Source organism: Streptomyces sp. TG1A-60 (genome assembly GCF_037201975.1).
In the GTDB taxonomy this organism is placed as follows: Bacteria; Actinomycetota; Actinomycetes; order Streptomycetales; family Streptomycetaceae; genus Streptomyces.
This window is the reverse complement of the sequence record NZ_CP147520.1, coordinates 1,676,141-1,701,313: the sequence shown is the minus strand read 5'-3', so window position 1 is coordinate 1,701,313 and position 25,173 is coordinate 1,676,141. Positions and strand designations below refer to the sequence as shown.

General features: G+C 71.2%; 24 protein-coding genes and 1 pseudogene. 6 read left to right on the top strand and 19 right to left on the bottom strand.

Annotated elements, in window-relative coordinates; genetic code table 11:
• Positions 1-140 precede the first annotated feature (140 nt).
• The 4 genes and pseudogenes from WBG99_RS06830 to WBG99_RS06815 all read left to right on the top strand — a co-directional run.
• Positions 141-890: pseudogene (locus tag WBG99_RS06830) on the top strand (macrolide family glycosyltransferase); the annotation flags it as partial.
• Between the two features lie 238 nt (positions 891-1,128).
• Positions 1,129-2,190 (top strand): CDP-alcohol phosphatidyltransferase family protein, encoded by a 1,062-nt coding sequence (locus tag WBG99_RS06825; RefSeq protein WP_338895456.1) that lies wholly within the window; start codon positions 1,129-1,131, stop codon positions 2,188-2,190.
• A gap of 89 nt (positions 2,191-2,279) precedes the next feature.
• Positions 2,280-2,837, top strand: coding sequence for a DUF1697 domain-containing protein (locus tag WBG99_RS06820; protein ID WP_338895455.1), 558 nt, complete (start codon positions 2,280-2,282; stop codon positions 2,835-2,837).
• A gap of 149 nt (positions 2,838-2,986) precedes the next feature.
• Positions 2,987-3,583, top strand: coding sequence for a TIGR03086 family metal-binding protein (locus tag WBG99_RS06815; RefSeq protein ID WP_338895454.1), 597 nt, complete (start codon positions 2,987-2,989; stop codon positions 3,581-3,583).
• Positions 3,584-3,665: 82 nt separating this feature from the next.
• Here WBG99_RS06815 and WBG99_RS06810 read toward each other — a convergent pair whose 3' ends face one another.
• The 15 genes from WBG99_RS06810 to WBG99_RS06740 all read right to left on the bottom strand — a co-directional run bounded on the left by WBG99_RS06810 (position 3,666) and on the right by WBG99_RS06740 (position 17,917).
• Positions 3,666-4,415, bottom strand: a complete 750-nt coding sequence (locus WBG99_RS06810) for a sirohydrochlorin chelatase (RefSeq protein ID WP_338895453.1) — start codon at positions 4,413-4,415, stop codon at positions 3,666-3,668.
• Positions 4,416-4,479: 64 nt separating this feature from the next.
• Complete coding sequence (locus WBG99_RS06805) at positions 4,480-5,385, bottom strand: ABC transporter permease (protein ID WP_338895452.1); 906 nt, start codon at positions 5,383-5,385, stop codon at positions 4,480-4,482.
• Positions 5,372-6,160, bottom strand: a complete 789-nt coding sequence (locus WBG99_RS06800) for an ABC transporter ATP-binding protein (RefSeq protein ID WP_338895451.1) — start codon at positions 6,158-6,160, stop codon at positions 5,372-5,374. The genes WBG99_RS06805 and WBG99_RS06800 overlap by 14 nt, the downstream gene beginning before the upstream one ends.
• A gap of 36 nt (positions 6,161-6,196) precedes the next feature.
• Positions 6,197-7,306: an aliphatic sulfonate ABC transporter substrate-binding protein gene (locus tag WBG99_RS06795; RefSeq protein WP_338895450.1), complete on the bottom strand. Its 1,110-nt coding sequence runs from the start codon at positions 7,304-7,306 to the stop codon at positions 6,197-6,199.
• Between the two features lie 233 nt (positions 7,307-7,539).
• Entirely contained in the window at positions 7,540-8,868 is a 1,329-nt protein-coding gene (locus WBG99_RS06790) for a GTP-binding protein (RefSeq protein WP_338895449.1), read from the bottom strand.
• Between the two features lie 2 nt (positions 8,869-8,870).
• Entirely contained in the window at positions 8,871-9,809 is a 939-nt protein-coding gene (gene cysD, locus WBG99_RS06785; protein WP_338895448.1) for a sulfate adenylyltransferase subunit CysD, read from the bottom strand.
• A complete protein-coding gene (gene cysC, locus WBG99_RS06780) occupies positions 9,806-10,342 on the bottom strand; it encodes an adenylyl-sulfate kinase (protein WP_338895447.1) in 537 nt (178 codons plus the stop codon). Before cysC ends, cysD begins: the two co-directional genes overlap by 4 nt.
• A gap of 98 nt (positions 10,343-10,440) precedes the next feature.
• Complete coding sequence (locus tag WBG99_RS06775) at positions 10,441-11,196, bottom strand: phosphoadenylyl-sulfate reductase (RefSeq protein ID WP_338895446.1); 756 nt, start codon at positions 11,194-11,196, stop codon at positions 10,441-10,443.
• Entirely contained in the window at positions 11,193-11,426 is a 234-nt protein-coding gene (locus WBG99_RS06770) for a hypothetical protein (RefSeq protein ID WP_338895445.1), read from the bottom strand. Before WBG99_RS06770 ends, WBG99_RS06775 begins: the two co-directional genes overlap by 4 nt.
• Entirely contained in the window at positions 11,423-13,114 is a 1,692-nt protein-coding gene (locus WBG99_RS06765) for a nitrite/sulfite reductase (protein WP_338895444.1), read from the bottom strand. The genes WBG99_RS06770 and WBG99_RS06765 overlap by 4 nt, the downstream gene beginning before the upstream one ends.
• 164 nt (positions 13,115-13,278) lie before the next feature.
• A complete protein-coding gene (locus WBG99_RS06760) occupies positions 13,279-13,362 on the bottom strand; it encodes a putative leader peptide (RefSeq protein WP_309474722.1) in 84 nt (27 codons plus the stop codon).
• Positions 13,363-13,454: 92 nt separating this feature from the next.
• On the bottom strand, positions 13,455-14,036 hold the full coding sequence (locus WBG99_RS06755) for a GNAT family N-acetyltransferase (RefSeq protein WP_338895443.1): 582 nt from the start codon (positions 14,034-14,036) through the stop codon (positions 13,455-13,457).
• Between the two features lie 77 nt (positions 14,037-14,113).
• Positions 14,114-15,502: a hypothetical protein gene (locus WBG99_RS06750; RefSeq protein ID WP_338895442.1), complete on the bottom strand. Its 1,389-nt coding sequence runs from the start codon at positions 15,500-15,502 to the stop codon at positions 14,114-14,116.
• Positions 15,503-16,048: 546 nt separating this feature from the next.
• A complete protein-coding gene (locus WBG99_RS06745; RefSeq protein ID WP_338895441.1) occupies positions 16,049-17,701 on the bottom strand; it encodes an acyl-CoA dehydrogenase family protein in 1,653 nt (550 codons plus the stop codon).
• A gap of 81 nt (positions 17,702-17,782) precedes the next feature.
• Positions 17,783-17,917, bottom strand: a complete 135-nt coding sequence (locus tag WBG99_RS06740) for a hypothetical protein (RefSeq protein WP_338895440.1) — start codon at positions 17,915-17,917, stop codon at positions 17,783-17,785.
• 66 nt (positions 17,918-17,983) lie between these two features.
• On the opposite strand from WBG99_RS06740, the gene WBG99_RS06735 reads away from it, so the two are divergent.
• Complete coding sequence (locus WBG99_RS06735; RefSeq protein WP_338895439.1) at positions 17,984-19,111, top strand: YihY/virulence factor BrkB family protein; 1,128 nt, start codon at positions 17,984-17,986, stop codon at positions 19,109-19,111.
• Between the two features lie 44 nt (positions 19,112-19,155).
• Complete coding sequence (locus WBG99_RS06730) at positions 19,156-19,854, top strand: helix-turn-helix transcriptional regulator (protein WP_338895438.1); 699 nt, start codon at positions 19,156-19,158, stop codon at positions 19,852-19,854.
• Positions 19,855-19,878: 24 nt separating this feature from the next.
• Here WBG99_RS06730 and WBG99_RS06725 read toward each other — a convergent pair whose 3' ends face one another.
• From WBG99_RS06725 to mmuM, 4 genes are all read right to left on the bottom strand, one after another.
• Positions 19,879-20,283: a VOC family protein gene (locus WBG99_RS06725; protein WP_338895437.1), complete on the bottom strand. Its 405-nt coding sequence runs from the start codon at positions 20,281-20,283 to the stop codon at positions 19,879-19,881.
• A 128-nt stretch (positions 20,284-20,411) separates the two neighbouring features.
• Positions 20,412-22,436 (bottom strand): sulfatase, encoded by a 2,025-nt coding sequence (locus tag WBG99_RS06720; protein WP_338895436.1) that lies wholly within the window; start codon positions 22,434-22,436, stop codon positions 20,412-20,414.
• Between the two features lie 191 nt (positions 22,437-22,627).
• Positions 22,628-23,668, bottom strand: coding sequence for a substrate-binding domain-containing protein (locus WBG99_RS06715; RefSeq protein ID WP_338895435.1), 1,041 nt, complete (start codon positions 23,666-23,668; stop codon positions 22,628-22,630).
• Positions 23,669-24,139: 471 nt separating this feature from the next.
• The gene (gene mmuM / locus WBG99_RS06710; protein WP_338895434.1) at positions 24,140-25,093 is read right to left on the bottom strand and encodes a homocysteine S-methyltransferase; all 954 of its coding nucleotides are present in this window, start codon (positions 25,091-25,093) and stop codon (positions 24,140-24,142) included.
• Positions 25,094-25,173: the final 80 nt, after the last annotated feature.

The following is a 25,173-nucleotide window of genomic DNA, read 5'->3' as shown; positions in this document are numbered from 1 at the left end:
TCCGCCTCCGTGTCCGGCCCGGCCGTGCGGCCGACGCCCCGGGAGCGGGACGCAAGGTTCACGCCGTACGGCGGCCAGTCTCCCATTCGTACAGGTCGGCCGATGTGCGCGGTGACTTGACGCCCCTTCACACCGTCAACAAGGCGTACTACGCCCGCTTCCAGGCCTGGCTGGAGGAGAACGGGGTCACCGAGCACCCCGACGTGTTCATCGGCAGGCCCGCCCGCTCCCTCGTCCTCATCCCGAAGGCGCTCCAGCCGAACGCCGACCGGGTCGACGAGAGCCGCTACACCTTCGTCGGCGCCTGCCGGGGCGACCGCTCCGCGCAGGGCGCCTGGCGGCGGCCGGCCGCCGCCGAGAAAGTCGTCCTCGTCTCGCTCGGGTCGTCCTTCACCAAACAGCCCGGCTTCTACCGCGAGTGCGTCAAGGCAATCGGTGATCTGCCCGGCTGGCACCTGGTGCTCCAGGTCGGCAGGCACGTCGACCCGGCGGAGCTGGGCGAGATCCCGGCCCACGTGGAGGTGCGGGACTGGGTGCCGCAGCTGGCGGTCCTCAAGCAGGCCGACGCCTTCATCACCCACGCGGGCGCCGGCGGCAGTCAGGAGGGCCTCGCCACCGCCACGCCCATGGTCGGCGTGCCGCAGGCCGTCGACCAGTTCGGCAACGCCGACATGCTCCAGGCGCTCGGTGTCGCCCGTCACATCCCCATGGAGGAGGCGACGGCCGAGACCCTGCGGGAGGCGGTCCTCGCCCTCGTCGGGGACCCCGACGTGGCCCGTCGGCTCAGGGAAGTACGGGAGGGGATGGCCAAGGAGGGCGGTACCCGGCGGGCCGCCGACCTCATCGAGGCACAACTGGCGGGCGGCGGAGGGCACCGGGACGAGCGGTGAAGAGCATGACAAGCAGGGCGATTGTGCTCATGCCATGAAGTCTCGGCGCCTTCTGGGTGACGGCCGGGCCGCTTGGTAACGCTCGGATAACGTCCGGTCAGCGTGGACCTTCCATCGACTCTGGTGCCGGGTTCGACCGTTACCCCCTCCGAAAGGTTGTGTCCTGCACTTCTTGTACCTCGGGTGAACGGCTCCCAGGCTGAGCGTGAACACACGTCGAACGCCAGGAAGTTGACCCATGCGTCGAGACATACCCGACCTCGCCGAGGTGCGCCGCGTCACGCAGAAGAAGCGTGACGCCTGGTGGACCGTGCTGCTGGTCGACCCGGTCGCCACACCGCTGGTGCGGTTCACCGCGAAGTGCACGAGGATCACGCCCAACCAGCTGACGTGGGGCGCCTTCCTGTTGGGTCTCGTCTCGGCCGCCTTCTTCGCACTGGGCGACTGGCGCTGGCTGATCGCCGGTGCCGCCGTCTACCACCTGAGCTTCATCCTCGACTGCATGGACGGCAAGGTCGCCCGACTCACCGGCCAGGGCTCCGTGTTCGGTGCCTGGCTCGACTTCGTCTTCGACCGCGTCCGGGTGGCGGTCTGCGGGGTCGCGCTGATGGCGGGGCAGTACCAGCGCACGGACGACGCCCGCTACATCTGGCTGGCCGCCGCCGTCATCGGCCTCGACACCCTCCGGTACATCAACTCCCTGGAGATCTTCAAGATCCGCCACACCATGCGCAAGCAGATCAAGGCCCGGCTCCGTGAGGCCCGCCGCGCCGAGAACGGACGGGAACTCGCCTTCATGGAGGACCTGCTGCGCGACAACCCCGAGGCCGACATCGAGCAGGACCTGCGGACGGCCGTCGCCGCGGCCGACAGGGCTGCTGCCGCCGAAGCCCCGCCGGCGGCCGTGGCCGAAGTCGCTCGGACAGCCGGAGTCCCGTCCCCGCCGACCGCCGCCGTGATCCCGTCGGCGGCCGTCGGTGAGGACGCGCCGCCCGCGACGCGGACGCAGGTCGTCGACCTGCACCAGGAGTTCCGCCGCCGCTTCCCCGCCTACCTGCGCGCACGGTCCTTCCTGCTGCGCCACCGCATCCGCCCCCATCTGATCAGCGGCATCGAGTTCCAGATGGGTGTCTTCATGATCGGCCCGCTGCTCGACTCGGTGCTGACGGCGACCATCGTCTCCGGCGCCCTGCTGCTCGTCTTCGAACTGGCCATCATCTACAAACTGCTGCTGTCGACCCGCGACTTCACCCGCACCCTGGCCTCCTTCGACCGGGGCGACGTGGCCGAGGCGGCCTGACGGGCCGGGCGGCGACCTCTTGCGGCTGCCCCGGGTCCTCGGGGCAGCTCCTCAGGGTGAGCCCGCCCCGCCGTGCCTATCGTGGGCGCATGACGACGTACGCGGCGCTTCTGCGCGGGATCAATGTGGGCGGCAACAAGAAGGTCCCGATGGCCGACCTCCGCACCCTCCTGACCGGCCTGGGCCACGACGGCGTGGCCACCTACCTCCAGAGCGGCAACGCGGTCTTCACCAGCGACCACGGCGACGAGAACTCCCTCGCCGCCGAGATCGCCGCCGCCGTCGAGAAGCACTTCGGCTTCACCGTCGACGTCCTGGTACGCGACCACGCCTACCTGGCGGCGGTCCAGGGCGCCTGCCCGTTTCCGGCGGCGGAACTGGAGGGCAGGCAACTGCACGTGACGTACTTCTCGGCGCCGGTGGACACGAACCGCTTCGAGACGATCGACCAACAGGCCTTCCTGCCGGAGAAGTTCGCACTCGGCGACCGGGCCCTGTACCTCTACGCCCCCGAGGGCCTCGGCCGCTCCAGACTCGCGGAGGTCCTGTCCAGGCCGCGCCTCCTGAAGGGTCTGACCGCCACGACCCGCAACTGGAACACGGTGGTGAAGCTGGCGGAACTGACCCGGTTCCCCTCCTCGCCGTGAAGACCCGGAACGACCCGGGCCGACCCAGGAAACGGAGGCGGCACCGGCGGCCCGGGGTCCGGCCCCGGCGGCGAAGCCGATGTGTCCGGCGGACGAGGCTGTCGCGTTTGTTCAAGAGGACTGAGCGGGCCGTCCCTAGCGTGAGGCGCATGAAGAACCACGACACGCACCCGCACCACCCGTACATGGCCGAATGCGCCGCCGAGGCGGCCCGGGTCGCCCGGGGCGTCACGGCGGCGCAGCTCCCCCTGTCCACCCACTGCCCCGACTGGGACGTCCGCGCCCTGGTCAACCACTGGGTCCTGTACACCTCGCACGGCCTCGAACACCACGCCCTGCGCGAACACCTGCCCGAGGAACTGACCCGGCGCGACTTCACCGCCGACCCCGACTGGGCCGACGCCTACGCCGCCCGACTGGACCGTGCGGTCACGGCCTGGGCCGACCCGGCGCTCTGGGAGGGTGACATCGACCTCGGCATGGGCCCGCTGCCCGCCGTCGACCTCGCCGGCATGATCATCAAGGAGATGGCCGTCCACGGCTGGGACGTCGCCACCGCCACCGGCCAGTCCTTCCACCTCCCGGGCCCGCCCGCCCGCTTCGTCCTCACCGTCGTGGAGACCCACGGCGACCTCTACCGCCGGTACGACGGCTTCGCCGCCCCGGTGCCCGTCCCGGCCGACGCCCCGGTGTTCGACCGCGCGCTGGCGTCGAGTGGCCGCCACCCGGAGCCGGTCGCGCGGTGACGCGGGCTGCCGACCGAGTGTGGCGCTCGGCTTGACGTTCAACCCCGACAAGAGACGATCTTGTCGGGGTTGAACGTCAAGCTCAGGCGCTCGCGCTGATCCGCGTCGACGCCAGCGCCTTCGTGGCCGCCTCGTCGTACCGGCGCAGGAGCAGCCGTGCCACCTCCGGGGCGGGTCCCAGGACATCGGCGAGGACGTCCGCCCCGGCCGCGCCCCGGGCGATGCGGTCCGGGAGGAAGCCGGGGGCGAGGACGTACGGCGCGACGGCGACGCGCTCGCAGCCGAGGGAGCGCAGCTCGCGCACGGCGTCCTCGGTGCGGGGAAGGGATGCGGAGGCGAACGCGGGTCGCACGGCGCACCAACCGGTGTGCCACCACTCCCGCGCGATGTCGGCGATCACCGCGATCGCCTCCGGGTCGGTGGACCCCGCCGAGGCCAGAACGACCCCGGTCGAGGACTTGTCGGCGGGGCTCGACCCCGCCTCGTACAGACGGTGTTCGAGGGCCGACAGCAGCAGCGGGGAGGGGCCCAGGACCTCCGCCTGACGGATGCGCAGCCGTGGCGGCGCGGCACTCAGTACAGCCGGGATGTCCGCCTTCGCGTGGAACGCGCGGGTCAGGAGCAGCGGCAGAGCCACCACGTCGCGTACGCCCTCCGCCGCCAGCGACTCCAGCACCCCTTGCACCGAAGGGACGTTGAAGTCCAGGAAGCCGGTCTCCACGCGCAGCCCGGGGCGCGTCGCCCGTACCCGCCGCACGAGGGCGTGCACGGTCGCGGCGTGCCGAGGGTCGCGGCTGCCGTGGGCGATGACGAGGAGTACGGGGCTGTGCATGCAGGTGGCTCTCTCAGCTCTTCCTTCGGTTCCGTATCGGGGCGTCGGCGGTCGGGATCCGTGCTCAGCGGCTCACGAGCAGACCTCGGCTGCGCAGCACCCACCGCTCCAGCGGGCTGAAGATCAGCAGGTCGATGGCGATGCCGACGATCAGGATGAGCAGGATGGCGAGGAAGACCTGGGACATGCTGCTGTTGGTCCGGCCCGCCTCCAGCAGCTGGCCGAGGCCCGTGCCCATGTCCGGTGCCTGCGCGATGATCTCGGCGGCCATCAGCGAGCGCCACGAGAACGCCCAGCCCTGCTTCAGACCGGCCACGTAACCGGGCAGCGCCGCCGGCATCACGATGTGCCAGGTGCCCTTCAGCCCGGTGGCGCCGAGGGTGCGGCCGGCCCGCAGGAACAGGGGCGGCACCTGGTCGATGCCGGACACCAGCCCGTTGGCGATCGAGGGCACCGCGCCGAGCAGGATCACCGTGTACATCACCGACGGCTGCAGGCCCAGCCAGATCACCGCGGGCGGCACCCACGCCACCGACGGCAGCGACTGCAGACCGGAGAGGATCGGCCCGAGCGCCGCGCGGACGATCCGGACGCGGGCCACCAGCAGACCGAGCGGCGTGCCGATCAGCAGGGCCAGCAGGAACCCGAGCAGACCTCGGGAGACGCTGGTCCAGATGTAGTCGAGGAGGGTGCCCTGCAGCCAGGCCTGCTCCACCTCGTCCCAGACGGCGGACGGGGAGGGCAGCTTGTACGCCGGGGTGACCTCCGCCCAGACGAGGAGCTGCCAGACCGCGAGCGTCAGGGCGACCGCGACGACCGGGGGCAGCACCTTCTGGAGGAGGACCTGGCGCAGCGGCGGACGCCCGGTCTGCACCGCGTCCAGCGCGTCGAGGCCCGCCTCCAGGCCGGCGAGATCGTCCCCGTCCCCGTCCCTGCCGGAGGCGTCGCTCCTGGTCTCAGTGCTGGCCATGGCGGCGGATCTCCCTACGCAGTTCTTCGGTGATCTCGACGGACAGCTCCGCCACGGCGGTGTCCTCGATACGGCGCGGCTGCGGAATGCCCACCGTCCACTCGCGGGCCACCCGGCCGGGGCGCGAGGACAGCAGCACGACGCGCTCGGCGAGCCGGACCGCCTCGCGCACGTTGTGCGTCACGAACAGCACCGACAGCTTCGTCTCGCTCCAGATGCGGGTCAGCTCGTCGTGCAGCACGTCGCGGGTGATGGCGTCGAGCGCCGCGAACGGCTCGTCCATCAGCAGCAGCTTGCTCTCCTGGGCCAGCGCGCGGGCCAGGGCGACCCGCTGGCGCATACCGCCGGACAGCTCGTGCACCCGCTTGCCGTAGGCGCCCTTGAGCCGGACCAGGCCGAGCAGCTCCTCGGTCCGCTCGCGCCGGTCGTTCTTCGGAACCCCCCTGAGCTTCAGGGCGAGTTCGATGTTCTTGCCCGCGGTCAGCCACGGGAACAGGGCGTGCTCCTGGAACATCAGGGCCGGACGCCCGTCGGTCGTGATGCTGCCCGCCGTCGGCCTGTCGAGCCCGGCGACCAGGTTCAGCAGCGTCGACTTGCCGCAGCCCGAGGCCCCCAGGAGGGTGACGAACTCGCCCGGAGCGACATCGAGGGTGATGTCGTCGAGGACGAGCTGCTGCCCGCCAGGCCCGGCGAAGGACTTCGACACGTGCTCGATACGGGCGGCGTGCAGGGCCGTTCCGGCGCTGTCGGCGGCCTTGGCGAGTGCGGTGGCCATGGTCGTCACCTCCTGGGAACTCATCGGACTGTGCGGTTACTCGACGCCGAGCCCGGCGTCGTCGGCCGTGGGCTCACCCGCGGCCTCGAGGACCTTGTTCAGCAAGGTCAGGTCGTAGACGCCGGCGAGGTCGGGCTTCTCGAGGAGACCGGCCCGCACAGCGTGCTCCGCCTCCACGCCGAGGGTGGCGGCCAGCGGGTCGTCGGTGAACCGGATGGACCGCCACGCCGGGTCGAGCACCTCGGCGGGCAGTTCCTTGCCGGTCTCGGCCCTGAGGCGGGCGTTGGCCGCGGCCTTGGCCTCGTCCGGGTTGTCGTGGATCCACGCGGTGGTCTTCACCGAGGCGCGCAGTACGGCCTCGACGACGGCCGGGTGCTTCTTCAGGAACTCCTGCCGCACGATGACGTTCGTGATCACGAACTTCTTGTCCGGCCACAGGTCGGCCTCGTCCAGCAGCACCTTCGCGCCTTCGGCGACCAGCTGGGACGCGGTCGGCTCCGGCACCCAGGCGCCGTCGATGGCGCCGGACTTGTAGGCGTTCGGAGCGACGGAGTTGTCCGTGCGGACCACGGAGACGTCGCCCTTGCCGCTCTCCGCGTCGACCTTCCAGCCCTGCTCCGCGATCCAGTCGAGGAACGCCACGTCCTGGGTGTTGCCGAGCTGCGGGGTGGCGATCTTCTTGCCCTTGACGTCCTTCAGGGTCTTGATCTTGTCCGGGTCGACTACGAGCTTCACCCCGCCGGACGCCGAGCCGCCGATGATGCGCAGGTTCGTGCCGTTCGCCTTGGTGTAGCCGTTGATCGCCGGGGAGGGGCCGATCCAGCCGATGTCGATGGAGCCCCCGTTGAGGGCCTCGATCTCGGAGGGGCCGGCGTTGAAGACCGCGTACTTCGCCTCGGTGCCGCCGAGTTCCTTCTGGAAGAAGCCCTTCTGGCGGCCGACCAGGGCGGTGGCGTGGGTGAGATTGCCGAAGTAGCCGATGTTGACGGAGTCGAGACCGTCGATCTTCTTGGCACCGGCGGCGACCTGCGAGGCGTCGTCGTCGGGAGCCTGGGAGCCGTAACCGCAGGCGGCGAGCGCGAGCAGCGGAAGCGCCGCTACGACCGCGAAGACGCGCCGGAAGGCGGATGAGCGGGAGGCAGGCACGGGAGGTGTTCCTCTCGGAGGCCCGGCGGTCACGGTCTTCTCGGGCGTGGCCGGGGTCAGGAAAAGGGTCTTCGTCGCAGCCGGGACGTCGGGCGGGGGGACGGGGCGCGCATGGGGTGCGCGTACGTCGTCACGCACATCGGGCCACTCCGCCCTGCCCGCTGCCGAGGGCGCCGCTGCCGACCCGGCCACCCTCCTTCGCGAACGTCGCGTAGAAGTCCAGGCAGTTCATGTCAGAAGTCCCACCCGTCGTCCTCGGCCTCGTCCTTGACGGGCTCGGGGGAGGCGAAGGACTCGCCGACCATGCCGGCGGTCAGCGTCGTGCCGTCGGCCGGGTCGATCAGGATGAACGAGCCGGTGCGGCGGGAGTCGGCGTACGAGTCGACCGGCAGCGCCTGGGCGGTGCGGACCTTCACCCGGCCGATGTCGTTCGCGACGAGCTGTCCCGGGTGCGGGTGCAGGGACAGGTCGTCGAGGGTCAGCCGGGACGGGATGTCCTTGACGATCGCCTTGACCGTGCGGGTGCCGTGCTTGAGCAGAACCCGGTGGCCCACGGTGAGCGGCTGGTCGGCGACATGGCAGACGGTCGCCTCGATGTCCTGCGTGGTCGCGGGCGCGTCCTTGCTGGGCACGAGCAGATCGCCGCGCGAGATGTCGATGTCGTCCTCCAGCAGGAGGGTCACCGACTGCGGGGTGTGGGCCGCCTCGACCGGCTTGCCGAGCAGGTCGATACCCGTGACCTTCGTCGTACGGCCGGACGGCAGCACCGTCACCGAGTCGCCGACGCGGAACGTGCCGGCCGCGATCTGCCCCGCGTACCCCCGGTAGTCCGGGTGCTCGGCGGTCTGCGGACGGATCACGTACTGCACGGGGAGGCGGGCGTGGCAGTGGGCCAGGTCGTGGCTGACCGGCACGGACTCCAGGTGTTCCAGGAAGGTCGGTCCGCCGTACCAGTCCATGTTCGCCGACGGCTCCACCACGTTGTCACCGGCGAGCGCCGAGATCGGGATGGCGGTGATCTCCGGGACGCCCAGCTCGGACGCGTACGCCGTGAACTCCTCGGCGATCCGTGCGAAGACCTGCTCCTCGTAGGCGACGAGGTCCATCTTGTTCACGGCGAGCACCACGTGCGGCACGCGCAGCAGCGCGGCGATCGCGGCGTGCCGGCGGGTCTGCTCGACGACGCCGTTGCGGGCGTCGACCAGGATCACCGTCAGTTCGGCGGTGGAGGCGCCGGTGACCATGTTGCGGGTGTACTGCACATGGCCGGGGGTGTCGGCGAGGATGAACCGGCGGCGGGGCGTGGCGAAGTAGCGGTAGGCCACGTCGATGGTGATGCCCTGTTCCCGCTCGGCCCGCAGACCGTCGGTGAGCAGCGCGAGGTCGGGGCCCTCCTGGCCACGGCTCGCGGAGGCGCGCTGCACGGCCTCCAGCTGGTCGGTGAGGACCGACTTGGAGTCGTGTAGCAGTCGCCCGACGAGCGTGGACTTGCCGTCGTCGACGGAACCGGCGGTCGCGAAGCGCAGCAGGGTCGTCTCGGTGAGTTCCGTGGTCGTGCTCATGCCTAGAAGTACCCCTCGCGCTTACGGTCTTCCATCGCGGCCTCGGACATCTTGTCGTCGGCGCGGGTCGCGCCCCGCTCGGTGAGCCGGGAGGCGGCGATCTCGGTGATCACGGCCTCCAGGGTGGTCGCGTCGGAGTCGACGGCGCCCGTGCAGGACATGTCCCCCACGGTCCGGTAGCGGACGAGGCGCTTCTCGACGGTCTCGCCGTCCCTGGGGCCGCCCCACTCGCCGGCGGTCAGCCACATGCCCGCCCGCTGGAACACCTCACGCTCGTGCGCGAAGTAGATCTGGGGCAGTTCGATGCCCTCCCGGGCGATGTACTGCCAGACGTCCAGCTCGGTCCAGTTGGAGAGCGGGAAGACGCGGACGTGCTCGCCGGGCGCGTGACGGCCGTTGTACAGCTGCCACAGCTCGGGGCGCTGGCGGCGCGGGTCCCACTGCGAGAACTCGTCCCGCAGCGAGAACACCCGCTCTTTCGCCCGCGCCTTCTCCTCGTCGCGGCGGCCACCGCCGAAGACGGCGTCGAACTTCTCCGTCTGGATCTTCTCGGTGAGCGGCACGGTCTGCAGGGGGTTGCGGGTGCCGTCGGGGCGCTCGCGCAGCACCCCGCGATCGATGTAGTCCTGGACCGAGGCCACGTGCAGCCGCAGGTTGTGCTCGGCCACCGTACGGTCGCGGTACTGAAGAACCTCGGGGAAGTTGTGGCCGGTGTCCACGTGCAGCAGGGAGAAGGGGATCGTCGCCGGGGCGAACGCCTTCAGGGCCAGGTGCAGCATGACGATGGAGTCCTTGCCGCCGGAGAAGAGGATCACCGGCCGTTCGAACTCGCCCGCCACCTCGCGGAAGATGTGGACCGCCTCGGACTCCAGCGCGTCCAGATGGGAGAGGGTGTACGGGGCACCCGTCTCCTCGGAGACGGTCGCGACGGTCGTCGTCATGCCAGACCCCTCTCGGTGAGCAGCTTGTGGACCAGGGCGGCGGACTCCTGGACCGTCTGGTCCTGCGACTCGATGCGCAGATCAGGGGTCTCGGGAGCCTCGTACGGGTCGTCGACCCCGGTGAGTCCGGAGATCTCACCGGCCGCCTGCTTGGCGTACAGCCCCTTCACATCGCGTACGGAGCACACCTCGACCGGCGTGGCCACATGCACCTCGATGTACGCGGCGCCGCTCGCCGCGTGGCGCTTGCGCACCGCCTCACGGCTGTCGGCGTACGGCGCGATGACCGGCACCAGCGCCTTGACGCCGTTGCGGGCGAGCATGTCGGCGAGGAAGCCGATGCGCTGCACGTTGGTGTGCCGGTCGGCGCGGCTGAAGCCGAGGTCCGCGGTGAGGAACTCGCGGATCTCGTCGCCGTCGAGCACCTCCACGAGGTGGCCCTCCTCGCGGAGCCGGCCCGCGAGTTCGTAGGCGATGGTGGTCTTGCCGGCGCTCGGCAGACCCGTGAGCCAGACGGTGGCTCCGGTCGTCACTTGGTTCTCCTGGTTCGTCACAGGACCGCGGTTCGTCACAGGACCGCGGTTCGTCACGGGGACGGTGTTCTCGGGGGTGTCGGCGGGCACGGTGGCGGTCACAGGTGCAGCCCGCACTCGGTCTTGGCGTTGCCCGCCCAGCGGCCGGCCCGCGCGTCCTCGCCCGGGGCGACACGACGGGTGCAGGGGGCACAGCCCACGGACGGGTAGCCGTCCATGAGCAGGGGGTTGGTGAGCACGCCGTGCTCGGCGACGTAGGCGTCCACGTCGTCCTGCGTCCAGCGCGCGATCGGCGAGACCTTGATCTTGCCGCGCTTGTCGTCCCAGCCGACGACCGGGGTGTTCGCCCGGGTCTCGGACTCGTCGCGGCGCAGACCGGTCGCCCACGCGTCGAACCGGGCCAGGCCCTCTTCGAGCGGCTTGACCTTGCGCAGGAAGCAGCACAGGTCGGGATCGCGGTCGTGCAGCCTGGGCCCGTACTCGGCGTCCTGCTCGGCGACCGTCTGACGCGGGGTGATCGTGAGGACGTTGACGTCCATCACGGCCTCGACCGCGTCCCGGGTGCCGATGGTCTCGGGGAAGTGGTATCCGGTGTCGAGGAACACCACGTCCACGCCGGGCCTGGCCCGGGAGGCGAGGTGTGCGACCACGGCGTCCTCCATGGAGGAGGTCACGCAGAAGCGCTTGCCGAAGGTGTCCACGGCCCACTGGAGGATCTCCAGCGCCGAGGCGTCCTCAAGGTCACGGCCGGCCTGCTCGGCGAGCGCCTTGAGCTCGGCGCGCTTCGCCGCTTCCGGGCCGGCCGCGTCCTCGAAGGACGCGGATGTATCGGAATCCGCCTGAACGGTCGTCATTTGTGGTCCCCTCCGCTGTCGGCTCGCTGAAGGCTGCCTTCCTGAGGGGCGTGAGCCGAGGGAGCGCGACGGCTCACGCCCCGGGCCAGCAGCCCGAGGAACTTCAACTGGAAGGCTCGATTGCAGGCTCCGCATTCCCACGCCCCACGACTGTCTTCCAAGGCTTCGCTGGGGCGCAGGTCCTCGTCACCGCAGTAGGGGCAGTAGAAGGGCGCGGCTCGCTCGCTCACGACAGGGCCTCCTCGCTGGCGCGGGTGACCCAGGCGGCGAACCGCTCGCCGTCCTCGCGCTCCTCCTGGAACCGCTTGAGCACCCGCTCGACGTAGTCGGGCAGTTCCTCGGAGGTGACCTTCAGTCCGCGCACCTTGCGGCCGAACCCGGCCTCCAGGCCGAGCGCGCCACCCAGGTGCACCTGGAAGCCCTCGACCTGCTCACCCTCCTCGTTGAGGACGAGCTGTCCCTTGAGACCGATGTCCGCCACCTGGATACGCGCACAGGCGTTCGGGCAGCCGTTGATGTTGATGGTGATCGGCTCGTCGAAGTCCGGGATACGGCGCTCCAGCTCGTCGATCAGCGCGGAGCCGCGCGCCTTCGTCTCGACGATGGCGAGCTTGCAGTACTCGATGCCGGTGCAGGCCATGGTGCCGCGCCGGAACGGCGACGGGTGCACCGTGAGGTCCAGCGCCTCCAGGCCCGAGACGAGCGAGTCGACCTGGTCCTCGGTGACGTCGAGCACGATCATCTTCTGCTCGACGGTGGTCCGGACCCGGCCGGAGCCGTGTGCCTCGGCGAGGTCGGCGATCTTCGTCAGCGTGGTGCCGTCGACGCGGCCGACGCGCGGGGCGAAGCCGACGTAGTACCGGCCGTCGTTCTGCGGGTGGACACCCACGTGGTCGCGCCAGCGGGCCACCGGCTGGTCCGGCGCGGGGCCGTCGATCAGCTTCCGCTTCAGGTACTCGTCCTCCAGCACCTGGCGGAACTTCTCCGTCCCCCAGTCGGCGAGCAGGAACTTCAGGCGGGCGCGGGTGCGCAGCCGCCGGTAGCCGTAGTCGCGGAAGATCGAGATGACGCCCTCGTACACGTCCGCGACCTCGTCCAGCGGGACCCAGGTGCCGAGCCGCTGCCCGATCTTGGGGTTGGTGGACAGACCGCCGCCGACCCACAGGTCGAAGCCGGGGCCGTGCTCGGGGTGGCGGACACCGACGAAGGCGATGTCGTTGATCTCGTGCGCCACGTCGAGCAGCGGCGAGCCCGAGATCGCGGACTTGAACTTGCGGGGCAGGTTGGAGAAGTCCTTGTTGCCGATGATCCGCCGATGGATCTCGTCCATCGCGGGCGTCCCGTCGATGATCTCGTCCGCGGCGATCCCGGCGACGGGCGAGCCGATGATCACACGGGGCGTGTCACCGCATGCCTCGGTGGTGGACAGCCCGACGGCCTCCAGCCGCTCCCAGATCTCGGGCACGTCCTCGACCCGGATCCAGTGGTACTGGACGTTCTGCCGGTCGGTGATGTCGGCCGTGCCCCGCGCGAACTCCTGCGAGATCTCGCCGATGACCCGCAGTTGCCGGGTGGTGAGCCGGCCGCCGTCGATCCGTACCCGCAGCATGAAGTACTCGTCGTCCAGCTCCTCCGGCTCCAGGATCGCGGTCTTGCCGCCGTCGATCCCGGGCTTGCGCTGGGTGTACAGCCCCCACCAGCGCATCCGGCCGCGCAGGTCGTTGGGGTCGATCGAGTCGAAGCCGCGCTTCGAGTAGATCGTCTCAATGCGTGTCCGCACATTGAGACCGTCGTCGTCCTTCTTGAACTGCTCGTTGCCGTTCAGCGGGGTGAAATGTCCCGCTGCCCACTGTCCTTCACCACGGTGACGGCTCACCTTGCGGCGGGGCGTGGCGGAGTTCTGCGGGGTGGCGGCCATGGTGTGTATGTCCTTCGGGAAAGGCGTGGAAGCGGCTCTGACCTGCGCTGGCGCATGTGGGCACGCGCGCGGCGCCGTGCGGCGCCTGCGCGTCCTTGCGCTGGGTGAAACGGAGGAGGGTGCGGCGCTGTCGCCCGGGGTCGTGACGACCCTCGCGTCGGGCGTCAGCTCACCGGACAGATGGCGCTGGACATGCGGCCGAGGTCGACGTGCCGCCGACTCACCAAGGCAATTCCAGTTCCAGACATGACGGAAGCCTGTCACGGCTCTTTAGACCGAGTCCACCTTCATCCACATAGCGGACAAGGTTGTCTCGCATAGTGGGACAGTGTGATGTGGGTCATGGTGTGGACGTGGTCGCTCCGGGCCAGGGGCCCGGCGCCGGAGCGTCGGCCTCCTCCGTCACCTTCGTGTCGAACAGCCTGAACCCCCGCCGCAGGTAGTTCGCCATGGCGTGCTCCCCGTCCCGGGTGCAGGTGTGCAGCCAGACCCGTTTGGTCGGTGCCGGCCCCGGCCACCGCTCGGCGAGGTCCCAGGCACGGGCCGTCCCGTACGAGAGGAGGTACCCGCCGATACGCCGGCCCCGGAACGCCGGGACCAGTCCGAAGTACCCGATCTCCACGACCCCGTCGTCCTGCGACTCCAGCTCGACATAGCCGGCCGGCGTGCCCCGGTCGTAGGCGACCCAGGTCTCCACGCCCGGCCGCCCCAGGTGCTCCTGCCAGCGCTCGTACGACCACGCCAGCCGGTCGATCCAGAGGATGTCCCCGCCGACGGAGGCGTACAGGAAGCGGCTGAACTCGGGGGAGGGCACCTCGGAGCGGACGACACGCACGTCGTCGCCGTCGGGCGCGGCGGCGGGAAGGAGATCGCTCGGCGAGGTCTGTTCCAGGGACCAGGTGGTGACGGGGCTGCTGCTCATGGGGTCAGGGAATCACGCGGCTCGGCCCGCCTCCAAGGGCGGGTCGAGTTCGCTCTGCCATGACCGGGCCGGGCCGCCTAGCCCAGCGCGCTGTCGACGTCCGACAGCTTCACCGCGTACAGCACACGCTCCGGGACCGGGCCGGTGAGCGTCCACACCTCGTCGGTCTCCGGCGAGTAGGAGAGGGACACGGTCTGCCGTCCCCAGCAGGCGTACGACGTACCGCCCGAGTCGTCGCCCGGCTCACCGCCCGCGCACTTGGCGGCCTTCGCCCCGTCCTCGTCCTGACGCCACAGGGTGCCGCGCCCGTCGCGACTCTCGGCGGCCTGCCCGACGTACCACTGCCCTTCGTGGGAGAGGACACCCCGGACACCGGCGGCCACGGTCCGGTACGCCTCGGTGGCGACGGCGTCGCTCCGGCGTCCGGCGGTGGTGAGCAGGCCGGCGCGGTCGGCGGTGGTGTCGAGGCCGTACCGCCAGACACGGGCGGGCTCCTCCCGGCTCGGCGCGAACCACTCGCTCGCGACGACGCCGGGCGGTGTGGACGTCCGGTCGAGCGAGAGCGAACCGAGGCAGGGCACCCCGTCGTTGTCACGCGCGTCACAGCTGTCGCCCGCCGCCGGACTGTAGGCGGCGACGGCCGGCAGCACGTACCGGTAGTGATGGGCCGACCACCCGCCGCGGACCCTGCCGATCTCGTCGCTGTCGGTCACGTCGGCACGGAGGAAGCGAGCCAGGTCGAACACGAACAGGGAGTCGTCCTGCCGTCCGCGGCTCTCAGCGCCCCGCGCGGTGACGATCAGCTTGTCCTCGTACCAGGCCATGCCGCCGAGCCGGGAGCGCAGGCCCTCGAAGTCCTGTCCGTCGGCCTTCGGCACGACCAGCAGAACCCACCGGTACTTCGGGCTCGCCGGGTCGGCGGTGTCGACGAAGGCGACCCTCGCGAGCCCTTCCTCGTCCGCGCCGGCGCCGCCGGTGCTGTCGCTGCCCGCGCGGCCGTCGGAGCCGTTGTGCGTCCAGCCGGAGACGATGACCCGGTTGTTCCGCGACGTGGTGATGGAGCGGGGGGTCCACCTGTCGTCGACCGCGTCGCCCGGCTCCCAGCAGTACGCCCGCGCGGCCGTCGGCTCGACAGGCAGGTTGTCCTTCTCGGTGACGAAACAGTCGGCCTTGTCGCGCATCGCGTGGTTCGCGCTCCGCAGCACCTCGTCGACATCGACCCCGCCGCCCATGTGGGTGGTGAGGGTGTTCAGCGCGGTCCTGTCGGTCAGGTTCTCCCGCAGCCGGAGCTCACGCAGTTCACCGGCCGAGGAGACCGAGGACAGCGGGCCCGGCGTCTCGCCGCCGGTCGCCTGTGACGTGCTGATCAGCGTGGCCGCCGCCGTGAGCGCCAGCGCGGTCCCTGCCAGGGACGCGCGCAGCGCACGCCCCCTCCTGCGTCGACGGTGCCTGCCGCGGTGCTTCATACAACAACCTCCCGAGGGTGGCGACGGCCAACTGCTCCCCGACTCCAGGACCTTGACGGAGGGGCAGGTGGGGTGGCCTGGCAGCGATGCTACGGCAGTGAGACGGGTGTCACGCCGAGGACGCCTGAAATACAGGGAGATCCCTCACCCCGGGATCATGATCCGTTCACCGGTGGCCGGCGGGTGTTCTTCCCGGAGGCGGTACTTGTTCCTCCCCGGCAGGCCCGTGCGGCCCCACGGCCCCCGGCGGCCGTGGGAGCCCGGATCCGGGTTACGGCGTCGACCGCGGGTTTCGAAGTCTGCCGCTCTTCGGCCACGGAGGAGACGTATGCCGTGTCACAGAGCGCGGACGAGTCGCACCCCCCCCGCACCTCTGGCGAACCGCCGTGGCCTCGTTGAGACTTGTTCGACGCCGCCCAGTGCGGCGTGTGCGCTCCGCTCGAAGGCGCCCGACGAGGCGGGGGTGGTGCCGTGTCGGCGCAGCACCACCCCCGCGTCGTACACCTCGGTCGTACCACTCGAGCGAGGGCGGCCCACCCGCCGGTCTCAGCTCACCGGGCGCGCCCGTTCCACCACCGACGCCAGATCCAGCGTGTGCGGCAGTGTGCCGAAGGCCGTGCCCCGGTCGCCGCCCAGTCGGGAGGCGCAGAACGCGTCCGCGACCGCCGGGGGCGCGTACCGCACGAGAAGCGCTCCCTGCAGGACGAGGGCGAGGCGCTCCACGAGCCGGCGCGCGCGGGCCTCGATGCCGTCCAGGTCGGCGAGTTCGGTCAGCAGGTCCTTGATGGCGCCGTCGAGACGGTGATCGGCGCCCCGGGCCCGGCCCACCTCCCGCAAGTAGGCGTCGAGGGCCTGCGGTTCACGCTGGAGGGCCCGCAGTACGTCCAGGGCCTGTACGTTGCCGGCGCCCTCCCAGATGGAGTTGAGCGGGGACTCGCGCAGCAGGCGGGGCATGCCGGACTCCTCGACATAGCCGTTGCCGCCCAGGCACTCCAGGGCCTCGACGGCCGTCGGGGTGCAGCGCTTGGTCACCCAGTACTTGGCGACCGGCACCGCGAGCCGCAGGAACGCGCGCTCGTTCTTGTCGCCCGCCTCAGCCGCGGCCACGTTGTCGTAAGCTGCAGCCAACCGCATCGCCAGCGTCGTCGCCGCCTCCGACTCCAGCGCGAGATCGGCGAGAACATTGCGCATCAACGGCTTGTCGACCAGCCGGCCCCCGAACGCCTCCCGGTGGGTGCAGTGGTGCACTGCCTGCGCCACCGCCTGCCGCATCAGCGAGGCCGCGCCCAGCGCGCAGTCCAACCGGGTCGCCGCCACCATCTCGATGATCGTGCGCACCCCCCGGCCCTCGTCGCCGACCCGGCGCGCCCACGTCCCGTCGAACTCGACCTCGGCGGAGGCGTTCGACCGGTTGCCCAGCTTGTCCTTGAGCCGCTGGATGCGGAACACGTTCCGCGAGCCGTCCGCCAGCACACGCGGCACCAGGAAACACGTCAGCCCGCCGGGCGCCCGCGCCAGCACGAGGAAGCCGTCCGACATCGGCGCCGAGCAGAACCACTTGTGGCCCGTCAGCTCGTACGTCCCGTCCTCGGCCAGCGGCCGTGCCCCGGTCTTGTTGGCGCGTACGTCGCTGCCGCCCTGCTTCTCCGTCATGCCCATCCCGAACAGGGCGCCGGGCTTCTGGTCGGCGGGCCGCAGATCCCAGTCGTAGAGCAGGGACGTCAGCCGCGGCTCCCACTCGGCGGCGAGCGCCGGGTCCGTGCGCAGGGCGGGCACCGCCGCGTGGGTCATGGACAGCGGACAGCCGTTGCCGGCCTCGACCTGGGTCCACACGACGAAGCCGGCCGCCCGCCGCACATGCCCGCCGGGCCGCGTCCAGGCCGCCGTCAGCCCCGCCGCCACGCCCTTGCCGAGCAGCCGGTGCCACGACGGGTGGAACTCGACCTCGTCGACCCGGTTGCCGTACCGGTCGTGCGTTCGCAGTTTCGGCGGATTCTCGTTCGCCAGCCTTCCCCACTCCTGCGCCTGCGCGGAGCCCGCCGTACGTCCCAGCCCGGACAGCTCGGCACGTGCCTCGTCGAGCACCGCCGGGTCCAGATGCCGGTCGACCGCCTCCGCCAGGACCCGGTCGGCGGCGAAGACGTCGTAGTCCACCAGGGGCGGAGCCTGATTGGTCACTTCGTGGGTGCTGGCTGCCATGACTCGAACCTACCCCTCGGTATGGCGTCGGTGCGGCGACGCCCACCAGTATCCGTCCGGCGCCGGATCACAGCCGGCGGCTCAGACCGGGGCCGCCGGCTCGCCCGTTCCCTGGTCGTCCGTGCCGAACCCGTCCGCCGGATCCAGGACGCCGTCGTCCCGTGCGCCTTCCCCGTACAGCGGCGTCCGCCCGCCGACCAGCGGCGCGGCCGGCAACTGCCACAGGGAGCCGTCGAAGCCCGGGAGGTGAGAGCGGCACGCGCAGACGGATACCTTTAGGGCGTGCAGCCAGCAAGTCAGTCACCCCGACGACCGGAGAGCCCCCATGGGCGTCTCCACCGCGTGCGTGTCCTCTACCGGAACGTCTCCAAGCGCAGGACCGCCTGGCTGCTGCTGAAGGACACGGTCAACTCCTGCATCGAGTACCGCATCCTGGGCCTCGCGGCCGAAGCGGCGTTCTTCACGCTGCTCTCCGTGCCGCCGCTGCTGCTCAGCATGATCGGCCTGCTCGGCTACGTCGACGACTGGACCGGCGCCGACACCATCGCCAGCCTGGAGCTCAACATCCTGGAGGCCTCACGCACCGTCCTGTCCGACAAGGGCGTCGCCGAGATCGCCCAGCCGATCCTGGACGACGTGATGAAAGGCGGCCGTCCGGACGTCATCTCCATAGGCTTCCTCTTCGCCCTGTGGTCGGGCTCCCGCGCGGTGAACGTCTTCATCGACACCATCACCGTCATGTACGGCCTCGACGGCGTCCGCGGCATCGTCAAGACCCGCCTCATGGCGTTTCTGCTGTTCATCGTGGCCCTGCTGATCGGCTCGATCGCCCTGCCCCTGATGGTGGCCGGGCCCGACGCCGTCGTCCGGATCGTCCCGTGGTCGGCGACCGTCGTCCAGGTCCTCTACTGGCCCGTCGTGATGGTCCTGTCCATCGTCTTCCTGACCACGCTGTACCACGTCTCGGTGCCGGTCCGTTCTCCCTGGGTCGAGGACGTCCCCGGCGCCCTGATGGCCCTCGGCATGTGGGTCCTCGGCAGCTTCCTGCTCCGCATCTACCTCACCAGCACGGTCGAGGGGGCGACCATCTACGGCTCCCTGGCCGCTGCCGTCGCCGTCCTCCTGTGGATCGGCGTGAGCGCCTTCGCGGTGCTCGTCGGCGCCGCCGTCAACGCCGCCATCGACCGCGTCTGGCCCGCCGCCGCCACCGCCGCCGCCCGCGCCGCCAACGAGCGACTCCGCGAGGAACAGGCCGCCGAGTACGTCGCCCGCGCCGCCGCGGCCCGCTCCCAGGACCCCGAGGACCCGGACATGCCGTCCGAGTTCCCCGAGCGGTGGTCGCGCTTCCTGCCGCCGGAGGACGTGACGGCGCGACTGCGGTCACCCGTGAGGAAGGGCGAGGACGGCTGAAGGGGCGCGGCGGCGCTCGACGGGCGCAGGCGTAGCCTTTCGGCGTGTATGCGGAAAGGGCGTCTCGGCTGGGCGGGGCCGTTGTGTGGACCAACAGCCCGAGTGATCCGCCGGCCGGTCCCGGGGCCGGCCGGGTTCTGCCGGACGGGTGCCTGGACCTGCTGTGGAACGACGGGCGGCTGCTGGTCGCCGGGCCGGACACACGGGCGTACGTCACCGGAGGGGTGCCCAGCGGCTGGGCGGGTCTCCGTTTCTACCCCGGCACCGCGCCCGCCTTCCTCGGGGTGCCCGCGCACGAACTGCGTGACCGGCGGGTGGAGCTGGCCGACCTGTGGTCCCCGGCGCTTGTGCGGCGGCTCACCGCGCGGGTGAACGCGGCGGCCGATCCGGCGAGCGGGCTCGAAGAGGTGGCCCTGGCGCGGGCGGCCGTGACGGGGCGGTCCGATCCGCTTCTGCGGCGGGTCGTCGCCGCCCTCGACGCGGGGCGGACGGTCGCGGCGACCGCCGACGAACTCGGTCTCGGAGCACGGCAGTTGCACCGCAGGTCGCTCGCCGCGTTCGGGTACGGGCCCAAGACTCTGGCGCGTGTGCTGCGGCTGCAACGGGCGCTCGCGCTCGCCCGGTCCGGGCTGCCCCGGGCCGAGACGGCGGCCCGGACCGGGTACGCCGATCAGGCGCATCTGGCCCGTGACGTACGGGAGTTGGCGGGAGTGCCGCTCGGCGAGCTGCTCGGTGGACGATAGCGGAAGGGCGCGGCGCCGGGACGGCTACTCGCGGGCGGACGAGGGCAGCGGCGCGAAGAGGTCTACCCCGTTGCCGTCGGGATCGAGGACCACGGCGTACCGCTGGCCCCACACCGCGTCCCACGGCTTGAGCTCACCGTGGTACCCGGCGCCCACCAACTCCTCGTACAGCGCGTCGACTTCGGCGGGACTGTCGCACAGCAGCGCCAGCCCGGCGCCGCCGCCCGTTCCCGGCCGGTACTGGGGGTGGAAGGAGCGCACGGTCTCCTCGGTGTCGAGCATCAGTCGCAGCCCGCCGGGCAACTGCGCCTCGGTGTGCGGCTGGTTCTCGGCGCCCTGGGGGAAGGCGAAGCCGAGCCGGCGGTAGAAGGTGACGGAGGCGGCCATGTCCGAGGCCACCATGCCGATCGCATCGAGTCGTGGAGTCATACGGCCACCGTAGGCGGGCCGGGGCGGCCGGTCTTGAAGGAATCGGACACCCGGCCAGGCCCCGCCCGGCCACGCGGCGGGACGCGTCGTACGAGGCCCGGACTTCTCGGCGCGCCCGCGGAACGTGATCAGCCGGCCGGGACGGCCGGGCCGAACGCCGTCATGAAGCGGTCGCGGAACTTGTCCATCCGCCACACCGGGGTGTCGTCGGCGGGCTTGAGGCCGTCCGTCCAGCCCCAGTCGGCGACCTTCTCCAGCACCTCGGGGTCCTGGGCGACGATCGACACCGGCACGTCGTGGCTGGGGTCGGCGCCGGTGACCGTCTTGTTGGGCTGGTGGTCACCGAGGAAGACCAGGACGGTGTCCTTCGAGCCGTACTCGGCGACGTAGTCGACGAGGCTGGTCACCGAGTACTGGATGGACTTGCGGTACTCGTCCCGGACGTCCGAGGGGTCCTTCCAGACCTCCTTGGGGTCCTTGCCCTCCGCCTTCTGGAGCGAGTGGTAGACCGAGCCGTCGCCGATCTGTTCCTCGGGGATCGTGCTCGGGACGGGCGCCCACGGGTTGTGGCTGGAGGTGAGGATGATCTCCGCCATGATCGGCTCGCGGTCCTTCTTGCCGTGCTCCAGCTCCTCGAAGGCCTTCAGCGTGTACTGGTCGGGCATCGTCGACCAGCTGAACTTCGGGCCCTTGTAGCCGAGTTGGTCGGAGTCGTAGATGTGTTCCAGGCCGAAGTACTTGCCCTCCGGCCAGGTCTTCTGGGTGCCCGGCACGATGCCGACCGTGCGCCACGCGTCCGTACGGCGGAACGCCTCGGTGAGGGTGAGACGGTCGCCGGAGACGAGGTTGCGGTAGCGCTGCTGGTTCTTGATCCACAGGCCTGACAGGAACGTGGAGTGGCCCAGCCAGCTACCCGCGCCCGTGATGGGGGAGCGCAGCCAGCCGCTCTGGGACGCGTACCCGGCCTCCTCGAGTTCCCTCGTCTTCTGCGCGAGCGTCTCGCCGAGCGGCCCGCCCATCTGCGGGTCGTCGATCGCGGAGCGGCCGTAGCTCTCGATGAACGTGATCAGCACGTCCCTGCCGCGCAGACCCGTCAGCAGCTCGTCCGGCGGTACGTCGGCGAAGGCGTCCACCGCCGCCTCCTTCTTGAACGCCTCCCCGTCCTTCAGCCCGTTGCTCACCGCCTCGACCCGGTTCTCCACCAGGGTCGCCGCGCTGTGCGAGGCCACCGGCACGTTCGCGATTTCAAGCGTAAGCGTCGAGCAGGTGATCCACGCGGTGCCCAGGACCAGCAGCGTACGGCTCGCCGTGTGCCGGTTGCGCACCATCAGCCGGCTGATCCGCACCACCGCCAGCGTCATCAGCACCGGCAGCGCGACCGCAAGCGCGATCACCCCGATCGTGGCCGCCTGCGCGACCGCGCCGCCCAGCGAGTCCTTCATGAACGACTGGGCGTCGTCCAGCAGGATCCAGTCCAGCACCAGGTCGAACGGGCGGTCCAGGGTCCAGTACGACCCCATGTCCAGCACCTTGACGATCGTCAGCAGCCCGAGCACCACCCCGACCACCACCACCCCCACCCGCCGCGCGGTCGCGGGCAGCACGAGCAGCAGCGCCGCCACGAGGATGCCCTCCGCCGGGATGCGCAGGAAACGGCCGAACTCCAGGTTGGTGACGTCGTTCGGCACGAGCAACGCGAACAGCACGAGGGCGAGGGCCAGCCCGGTGACCGTCCAGGCGACGGTGCGCGCGACGGCGGGGTGCTCGGTGCGCCAGCCGGTGGGGACGGCCGGGGACTCGGCAGGCAGTTGGCCAGGGCCGGTCTCGGGGTCCTGCTCGGGCTCGGGCTCCGCCTTCGGCGAGGGGGCAGGCCCCGTCTCCGTCTCCGCCTTCGACTTGGGCTCCGCCTGCGGCTCGGAGTCCGGCTTCGTCTCCGTCTCCGCCTTCGGCCTGCGCTCCGGTTTGGGCTCGGGCTCCGCCTCCGGCGTGGATTCCGGCCTGGGCTCGGGCTCCGCCTTGGCCCCGGCGTCCGGCGAACTCTCCTCGGGTGCCGGGGCCGGTGGGGCGGCTTCCTCGGGAGCGGTGTCGTCGTCCGGTGCCGGTGCCGGTGCCGGTCCTGGTCCCGGGAGCTGCGGAGAGCGTGTGTGCGACAACCCGAAGGTCCTTCCCTGTGGAGCATGTGGAGCTCAGTGCTGGTGCGGTGGCGCGGGCCGGGAGCGGCGGAACCGCCGGGACACCCGTACGGCCATCCCTATGCGTACGGTCCCACGCCGCCCACCGTTCACCCGCACTCGAGTTCTCCGCACCACTTCACCGAACAGCGACATGCCCGGCGCCCACGGGTTCAGCCCGAGCGTGGGGCCCCGGTACTCGCCCGCTCGACCAGCCGCGTCGACAATTCGGTGCGCGTGCTCTCCGGCTGATCGCCCTCCATCATCCGCACCAGCAGCCGTAGCGCGGCCGAGGCCATCTCGGAGAGCGGCTGGCGGACCGTCGTCAGGCCCGGAGTCGCCCAACGGGCCTCGGGAAGATCGTCGAAACCGACCACACTGATGTCGTCCGGCACCCTCAGCCCCCGCTCGGCCAGCGCCTCGTACACGCCGAGGGCCATCTTGTCCGAGCAGACGAAGACGGCGGTCGGCGGCTCGGGGAGGTCGAGCAGCTGGTGCATACGGCGGCGGGCGGTGGTCTCCACGAAATTGCCGTAGCGGACGTACTCCGGCCGGTACCGGACCCCCGCCGCCATCAGCGCCGAGCGGTGACCCGCCACCCGGGCGCTGCTGCACATATTGCGCCGGTACCCGGCGACCACGGCGATCCGCTCGTGCCCCCGGGCCAGCAGATGCTCGGTGGCGGTCATCCCGCCCTGCCAGTTGGCCGCGCCGACCGACACCACGCCGGGCGGCGGTTCGAGGACCGGGTCGATCAGGACGAACGGGATGCGGTGCCGGGTGAGCCAGGAGTACTGGGCGGGGGACAGCTCGGCCAGGTTGAACAGCACGCCCGCCGAGCCCCGGGCGGTCAGCTTGTCGAACCAGCCGCGTTCGGGGCGGGCACCCCGGGTGCGGGTCAGACCGGCCGAGACCACGACCTCCAGGCCCGCGTCGTGGGCCGCCTGTTCGACGCCGTGCAGGACGGCGCCCGACCAGGAGCTCTCCAGCGAGTGCACCACCAGGTCGACCATGCGCGGCGGCTTCGACGCCTCGAACCGGGGTCTGCGGACATAGCCGAGCCGGTCCAACGCCTCGGTGACCCGGCGCCTGGTCTCGGGGGCCACGTCCTCCCGGCCGTTGACCACCTTCGAGGCCGTCGGTACGGAGACCCCGGCCTCGCGCGCCACCACCGCCAGCGTCGGCCCGGCCGTCGCGTTCCCGCCACGCACCATCGCGACTCCACCTCTCAGGGCCCGTCCCGAGGGCCGGTGAAATTTTCGAACAGCACGCTCGCGCGGCGGAGCCCCACCGCGTAGCAAGCGCTTCCTACGGTAAGCCCAACTCAACACCGCGTGAAGAAGCAGGGATTCGGAGGGCCGCCCCGGCCAGAACTTTCGAAACTTCGAACAGCGGGTGCGGGGTCCGACCGGGGGCCGGGCGAGTGGTTTGCCGGATGTTCGCTGATGACGGTGAGGCGGGCCGAGGGGCCCAGGCGCAGGGGGCCACCGCTCGGCCACGGGACGGGTCGGGCGCGCGGCGCAGGCTGGCCAGGGGCCAGGGGTCGTCGGTATCTGCATCCGACGGGCCGACCTGCATCGCCCCCTCATCGCCGCCGCCTGGGCAGAAACCCGGCCTGGTCATCAGTAACCGGTCACCCCGGAAGTGAGGCCAGCCGCGGGGGAGCGGCGGCAGCGCCGTGCGCGTCAGCCCAGTGTCCGCGCGATCGCCGAGATCGCCTCAGGACCCACCCGGCAGCACCCCCCGATCAGCCGGGCCCCGGCGGTCCGCCATCCCTCCACCTGCTCGGCCGTGAACGTCGACCGCCCGGTCCAGGACCGCGCCGACGCGTCCCAGGCCTCTCCGCTGTTCGGATACACGACGACCGGCTTGCCGGTGACCCGGACGGCCGTCTCGACCGCCCCGTCCACGTCGTCGGGGGAGCAGCAGTTCACGCCCACGGCGACGACCTCCTCGACGTCGGCGGCCAGGGCGAAGGCCTCCTCCAGCGGCTGCCCGGCGCGGGTGCGGTCGCCGGCGACGGTGTACGACAGCCAGGCGGGCACGTCCAGGCCGCGGATGGCCCGTATCAGCGCCTCGGCCTCGTCGGTGTCGGGGACCGTCTCCAGGGCCAGGACGTCCGGGTGGGCGGCGGCCAGTGCCTCAAGGCGGGGCCGGTGGAACCGCTCCAGTTCCGCCACGCTCAGTCCGTACCGGCCGCGGTACTCCGAGCCGTCCGCGAGCATCGCCCCGTACGGGCCGACCGAGGCTGCCACGAGCAGCGGTCGCGTGACGCCCTTCGCCTTGGCCTCCACTGCCGCGTCCGCGGCCAACTCGACGCTCAGGGAGAGTAGTTCGTGCGCACGCTCCCGGTGGATCCCGCGCTCCGCGAAGCCCTCGAAGGTGGCCTGGTAGCTGGAGGTGATGGCCACGTCCGCGCCCGCCTCGAAGTAGGCGAGATGGGCCTCGGTGATGGCCTCCGGCCGCTCCGCCAGCAGTCGCGCCGACCAGAGTTCGTCGCTCAGGTCGTGCCCGGCCGATTCGAGCTGGTTGGACATGCCGCCGTCGAGGACGAGGACGCCGTCGGCGAGGGCCGTGGCGAAAGGGACGGAGTGAGGGCCGGGAAGGGCGGGGGACGTGCCGGGCGTGTTGCTGGTCATGCCGACGACGGTAGTCGAGCCGGACGCGGAGGCCACACCGACGATGTCCAGAAGGTGAACAGGTTGACCACCATGTGGAA

Coding starts and splice junctions, on each gene's coding strand:
- WBG99_RS06825 (WP_338895456.1), top strand. CDS start 1,129: ATGCGTCGAGACATACCCGACCTCGCCGAGGTGCGCCGCGTCACGCAG.
- WBG99_RS06820 (WP_338895455.1), top strand. CDS start 2,280: ATGACGACGTACGCGGCGCTTCTGCGCGGGATCAATGTGGGCGGCAAC.
- WBG99_RS06815 (WP_338895454.1), top strand. CDS start 2,987: ATGAAGAACCACGACACGCACCCGCACCACCCGTACATGGCCGAATGC.
- WBG99_RS06810 (WP_338895453.1), bottom strand. CDS start 4,415: ATGCACAGCCCCGTACTCCTCGTCATCGCCCACGGCAGCCGCGACCCT.
- WBG99_RS06805 (WP_338895452.1), bottom strand. CDS start 5,385: ATGGCCAGCACTGAGACCAGGAGCGACGCCTCCGGCAGGGACGGGGAC.
- WBG99_RS06800 (WP_338895451.1), bottom strand. CDS start 6,160: ATGGCCACCGCACTCGCCAAGGCCGCCGACAGCGCCGGAACGGCCCTG.
- WBG99_RS06790 (WP_338895449.1), bottom strand. CDS start 8,868: ATGAGCACGACCACGGAACTCACCGAGACGACCCTGCTGCGCTTCGCG.
- cysD (WP_338895448.1), bottom strand. CDS start 9,809: ATGACGACGACCGTCGCGACCGTCTCCGAGGAGACGGGTGCCCCGTAC.
- WBG99_RS06775 (WP_338895446.1), bottom strand. CDS start 11,196: ATGACGACCGTTCAGGCGGATTCCGATACATCCGCGTCCTTCGAGGAC.
- WBG99_RS06765 (WP_338895444.1), bottom strand. CDS start 13,114: ATGGCCGCCACCCCGCAGAACTCCGCCACGCCCCGCCGCAAGGTGAGC.
- WBG99_RS06760 (WP_309474722.1), bottom strand. CDS start 13,362: ATGTCTGGAACTGGAATTGCCTTGGTGAGTCGGCGGCACGTCGACCTC.
- WBG99_RS06755 (WP_338895443.1), bottom strand. CDS start 14,036: ATGAGCAGCAGCCCCGTCACCACCTGGTCCCTGGAACAGACCTCGCCG.
- WBG99_RS06750 (WP_338895442.1), bottom strand. CDS start 15,502: ATGAAGCACCGCGGCAGGCACCGTCGACGCAGGAGGGGGCGTGCGCTG.
- WBG99_RS06745 (WP_338895441.1), bottom strand. CDS start 17,701: ATGGCAGCCAGCACCCACGAAGTGACCAATCAGGCTCCGCCCCTGGTG.
- WBG99_RS06725 (WP_338895437.1), bottom strand. CDS start 20,283: ATGACTCCACGACTCGATGCGATCGGCATGGTGGCCTCGGACATGGCC.
- WBG99_RS06715 (WP_338895435.1), bottom strand. CDS start 23,668: ATGGTGCGTGGCGGGAACGCGACGGCCGGGCCGACGCTGGCGGTGGTG.
- mmuM (WP_338895434.1), bottom strand. CDS start 25,093: ATGACCAGCAACACGCCCGGCACGTCCCCCGCCCTTCCCGGCCCTCAC.